Genomic DNA, 4,086 nt, shown 5'->3' with positions numbered 1-4,086 from the left:
AACACCAAAGCCGCCGCCTCCCGACGATACTCCGGCGTATAGCTCTTCCGCTTCCTCATGACGACAACCTCCCGCAGGTCACCACGACCCGCCATCTCAGGTGTCAACAACAGAAGGGTAAGCCCACTGGCCGCGGCTGCGGCTGCGGTTCGGGGTGGTTCTCGGTGACGGTGCCGTCGGGGGTGATGGTGAGGTGGCTGGTGGCGCGCGGGGTGGTCAGGGTGAGGTCGATGGAGGCTCCGGTGCGGTTGGCATGGCGGGTGATGCGGCGCATGGCCACGGCCTGTGCGGCGGGGGCACCGGCTGCGGCGATCGTGTCGGTGACGCCGTCGATGGTGATGGTGCCGGTCCCGCTGTCGGTGATGTCAGCGGTGGCGGTGATGGTGGGCGGGGTGGGGGTGCTCATGCCTGGTCTCCTGTGAGGTCGTGCCGGGTGCCGGGGAAGATGGACTGTCGTGCCTTGGTGATGCGGTCGATGGCCTTGCGCAGTTCGGGGTTGTCGGCGTCGATGCGAGCGCCGTGCCGGGCTTCGTCAGCGACGGCGCAGACGAGGTGGTGGCAGGTGCGCCAGGTGGCGTCAGGGACGCGTCCGCGGTCCCAGTGGTAGGCCACGGCGTCGAGGTCGTCGATGAGCACGGCGAGGGCGTCGTTGCCCAGGCGGATCTCGTACCAGTCGCAGCCGCGGGCCCGGAGTTCGTCGGCGGCCGCCTGGCAGCGGCGCCGCTCCCACAGGTAAGCGGGGATGGCTGCCATGATCGCGAGCAGCAGCAGGCCGAGCGCGAGCGGTGCAGAGACGAACTGGTAGAAGAGTGTTCCGAGCAGAAATGCGCCGATGAGCAGGGTGAGGCTGAACGCAAGCAGCGCGGGGTCGAGCAGGCGGTTGTTTCGCCAGTTGCGGGCGAGTTTGAAGAGCTTGGTGCCAAGCACGTCGAGGTGCTCAGGGTGGTTGATCAGGATCGCGACGGACATGGTCGTGCGGCTAGTAGACAGGGTCACCTTGCCGAGTCGGTTGCTGCTGCGGGTGCGGACGGTCTCGGTCTGGATGCGTCCCCAGGGCCGGTTCCAGCCCTTGAAGGGCTGGGGGTGGCCGGTGGTGAGCGGGGGTCCGTATTCGATGTTGCGGGTCATGTGGCTGCTCCTCGCTGGCGCGGGTGTGTGGTGTCGTGGTCGGCGGGTTGTGTGGTCAGGCGGTTGTGGCGTCGGCGGCGGTCCAGGTGCCGTCGTCAGCGCGGGTGAGGGTGACGGTGAGGGTGGTCCATTGCGCGACGTTCTCGCCGTTGTCGATGACCCAGGGGACGACGACGGTGGCGGCCAGGTCGCCGTTGCTGGTGGCGGTGAGCTGGACGTCGTGGACGTTGCCCATGACGATGCGTTCCTCGGGGCCGGCGCCGCGGGGGATGTCGTAGGCGAGGTCGGGATCGGTGAATCCGGCGCTGATCATCTCGGTGCGGTCTTCGTCGGTGAGGCCGGCCGGTTGTGTGATGACGGCGGCCAGGGAGGGCTGGAGGGCGGCGGCGATCTGACGGCTGCTGTTCACGGCCAGTGGCAGTGCGGTGTTCTCGGGTGGGGCGAGCAGGTCGATCGCTTCGACGGTCCAGGGGCTGTCCTCGGTGATCTCGCCGTGGTCGTCGTTGGGGATCTGGACCAGCGTGATGTGGGCGATGGTCTCTCCGCCCACGGCCACGGGCACGGTCGCTCCCTGCGGCTGGTCGAGCTGTGCACCGGCCAGACTGGCCGCGATCTCGCGGTCGCTGGTGGCCAGGGAGGCGAGCATCTCGGGGGTGGTCAGGGGGGTCAGTGCGTCCAGCCACGCCTCGTGCTCGGCATCGCTGGTGTAGGCAATCAGGAAGTCGGCGGTGGCCTTTTGGATGCCGTCGGGGGCGTCTGCGAGATCGATGAGGCTGTCGTCGTTGGTGGTTTCCGCGGCGGTGGGGGCCGGGGTGAGTCCGCCGCCGTCGCTGGGAGTGGTGGGGCTGGGTGCCGCGCTGGTGGTGGCGCTGCCGAGGCTTGGGGGGGTTGACGGCGCGGTTGAGCGCGAGTGCGGCGGCGGCGAGGACGAGCAGTGCGATGGCGAGGATGGCGGTGATGGTGAGCTTTGCTCTGGGGGTCACGGCGGGTTTTCCTCTCAGGCGGCCAGACCGAAGTCGCTGCGGTCGGGTGCGAGGGCTGCGGTGGGCGCGGGGTCCTGCGCCCAGGGGATGTTGCGCTGTTCGGCGCGGGTGATGACCCACTCGAGGTGCCAAAACTCCTCGTCGTGGACCAGCGCGCCGTGGGCGATGCCTGCTTGCCAGTAGGTCTGCCAGGCAGCGCTGTTGGCCTTGCAAGAGCCGTCCTCGGTGTTGCCTGCACAGTTATGTCGGCTGTACGAGCCGGGCAGGCCCGCGATGTCGAGTGCCGCTCCCATCTGGTGGTTGCTCTTGCCGGGATCGGCGGCGTTGGGGTTGGTGCCGCCGCGGGAGATTCGTTCCTGGGACTCCCACGAGCGGAAGCTGGAGACGAAGGTCGGGTTGTGGCCTGCTACGCGGACGTCGTTGAGCCAGGCGATGAAGTGCGGGGCGACGAGGCTGTTGATCACGACCTCGCCACGCGCCTTGCCTCCGAGGGTGCCGACACCGCAGTCGGTTCCGGTGCAAACGGTGCCGGGGATGGAGCACAGGCGGATCGGGATCTTCTTGCCCTTGGCGCCGCCGGTGCCGGGGCCGAGATCGACGGTGCCTTCGGGGCAGGCGATCCCGGCGGAGGGCTGGAGCAGCTGCTCCTGGGTGGGCAGACCATCGGGGGCTGCCGAGAGCGGCAGGTCGGTCGCGTCGCAGCCGATGGTGTTGTCGGTGAGGTAGTCGCTGGCGCCGACCAGGTCGACACCAGCCAGCGCCGCCATGATCTTCATGGCCTTGGCTTCATGCTGGGCGTAGGCGTCGGGGTATCCGCTCTGCTGGACTGCCTGCGCTGCCTGGGTGAATGGCATCTTCTCCCAGCCCTGAATGTCCTTCAGCCCGGGGATTCCCTTGTCCGGCACGCCCTGGAAGAACGCTCGTGCGGCGTAGGTGGGGTCGTGGAGCTCTTCGGGGCTTCCCCAACCCATCGAGGGGCGCTGCTGGAACAGGCCGATGGAGTCGCGGTCACCGTCTTCGAGGTTGACGAGGGTGGATTCCTGCATCGCGGTCATCAGTCCGATGAGCTGAGCGCGCTGGTCCATGCCCATCTCCTGCGCGGTGGCCAGGATGATTGCGGCGTTTTCGATCTGCTCGTCGGTGAGGTCCAGGACCTTGCTGGGCAGGCCCGCGAGATCGACCACGAGGGAGGGACTGCCGCCTTCGGCGCAGACGTCGCTTTGGCCGGATGAGTCGCTGTCGAGGACTGCGGCGCCGACAAGGACGACAGCGATGGGCACGCCGATGATGGCTACGCCTGCAAGCAGCGCGAGTGCGGCGATCGCGCCGATGAGCTTCTTCATGAGGATCCCCCTGGCTCGGTGTACTTGGCCAGCACTGCTTGGGCGCCTTCCTCGAGGAGGGCCGAGATCGTGGTGCCGTGGGTGGCAGCGCAGATCCGCAGTGCCTGTCGTGTATCCACCGTCAGCCACACACTGGTATTGACCTTCTTCTCAGGCGCTGCGGGCTTGGGGGTCTGGAAGGTGTCCGCGACACGGCGGGCGCGGGGGCCGTATGAGCTGGTCATCGGGGCTTAGCTCCTTGGAGTGGTGATCAGTTGGGCAGGTCGGTGAGCAGTTCGGCCCAGACGCGGGCGTACCCGTAGAGCTGGCGGGGGTGTCGCGCGGCGTCCTTGACCAGCTCGACGGTCTTGGGAATGACGGAGGTGAAGCGCGGTGCTCCGTGCTCATCGAGGGCCGTGATGGTCTCGCGGAAGGGGATGGTGTGCTGTTCTGCGCGGCAGACCAGGACGCGGTGGGGGCGATGGGCTGCGGTCTCCAGTGACAGCCACACGCGGCCCATGTCCCTTGGGGTGTGTCAAGGATTTCGGACAGTCGATGTGTTCTCCGGTGGTCAGGCGACCACTGGGAGGGTGGTGGGGGTGGTCTGCTCGGTCCACGCCTTGGCGGGGGTGCGGTAGCCGAGCGATGAGTGG

Annotated in this window: 6 protein-coding genes; all 6 read right to left on the bottom strand. The window is 68.1% G+C overall.

Annotated elements, in window-relative coordinates:
* Positions 1-103: 103 nt before the first annotated feature.
* The 6 genes from MU407_RS13675 to MU407_RS13650 all read right to left on the bottom strand — a co-directional run bounded on the left by MU407_RS13675 (position 104) and on the right by MU407_RS13650 (position 3,944).
* On the bottom strand, positions 104-406 hold the full coding sequence (locus MU407_RS13675) for a hypothetical protein (RefSeq protein ID WP_246958309.1): 303 nt from the start codon (positions 404-406) through the stop codon (positions 104-106).
* Positions 403-1,128: a hypothetical protein gene (locus tag MU407_RS13670; protein WP_246958308.1), complete on the bottom strand. Its 726-nt coding sequence runs from the start codon at positions 1,126-1,128 to the stop codon at positions 403-405. The genes MU407_RS13675 and MU407_RS13670 overlap by 4 nt, the downstream gene beginning before the upstream one ends.
* A gap of 55 nt (positions 1,129-1,183) precedes the next feature.
* A complete protein-coding gene (locus MU407_RS13665) occupies positions 1,184-1,774 on the bottom strand; it encodes a hypothetical protein (RefSeq protein WP_246958306.1) in 591 nt (196 codons plus the stop codon).
* A gap of 351 nt (positions 1,775-2,125) precedes the next feature.
* Complete coding sequence (locus tag MU407_RS13660; RefSeq protein WP_246958304.1) at positions 2,126-3,454, bottom strand: D-alanyl-D-alanine carboxypeptidase family protein; 1,329 nt, start codon at positions 3,452-3,454, stop codon at positions 2,126-2,128.
* Positions 3,451-3,678: a ribbon-helix-helix domain-containing protein gene (locus MU407_RS13655; protein WP_246958302.1), complete on the bottom strand. Its 228-nt coding sequence runs from the start codon at positions 3,676-3,678 to the stop codon at positions 3,451-3,453. Before MU407_RS13655 ends, MU407_RS13660 begins: the two co-directional genes overlap by 4 nt.
* Positions 3,679-3,704: 26 nt before the next feature.
* Positions 3,705-3,944 carry a hypothetical protein gene (locus MU407_RS13650; RefSeq protein WP_246958300.1) on the bottom strand — a complete coding sequence of 80 codons (240 nt, stop codon included), beginning with the start codon at positions 3,942-3,944 and terminating at the stop codon, positions 3,705-3,707.
* Positions 3,945-4,086: the final 142 nt, after the last annotated feature.

It is taken from the genome of Brachybacterium sp. Marseille-Q7125, from assembly GCF_023062615.1.
Classification (GTDB): domain Bacteria; phylum Actinomycetota; class Actinomycetes; order Actinomycetales; family Dermabacteraceae; genus Brachybacterium.
This window is presented reverse-complemented; position numbering and strand designations above follow the sequence as displayed.

What these genes read in the sequence shown, in the direction of transcription:
- MU407_RS13665 (WP_246958306.1), bottom strand. Translation starts at nt 1,774, where the DNA reads ATGCTCGCCTCCCTGGCCACCAGCGACCGCGAGATCGCGGCCAGTCTG.
- MU407_RS13670 (WP_246958308.1), bottom strand. Translation starts at nt 1,128, where the DNA reads ATGACCCGCAACATCGAATACGGACCCCCGCTCACCACCGGCCACCCC.
- MU407_RS13655 (WP_246958302.1), bottom strand. Translation starts at nt 3,678, where the DNA reads ATGACCAGCTCATACGGCCCCCGCGCCCGCCGTGTCGCGGACACCTTC.
- MU407_RS13660 (WP_246958304.1), bottom strand. Translation starts at nt 3,454, where the DNA reads ATGAAGAAGCTCATCGGCGCGATCGCCGCACTCGCGCTGCTTGCAGGC.
- MU407_RS13675 (WP_246958309.1), bottom strand. Translation starts at nt 406, where the DNA reads ATGAGCACCCCCACCCCGCCCACCATCACCGCCACCGCTGACATCACC.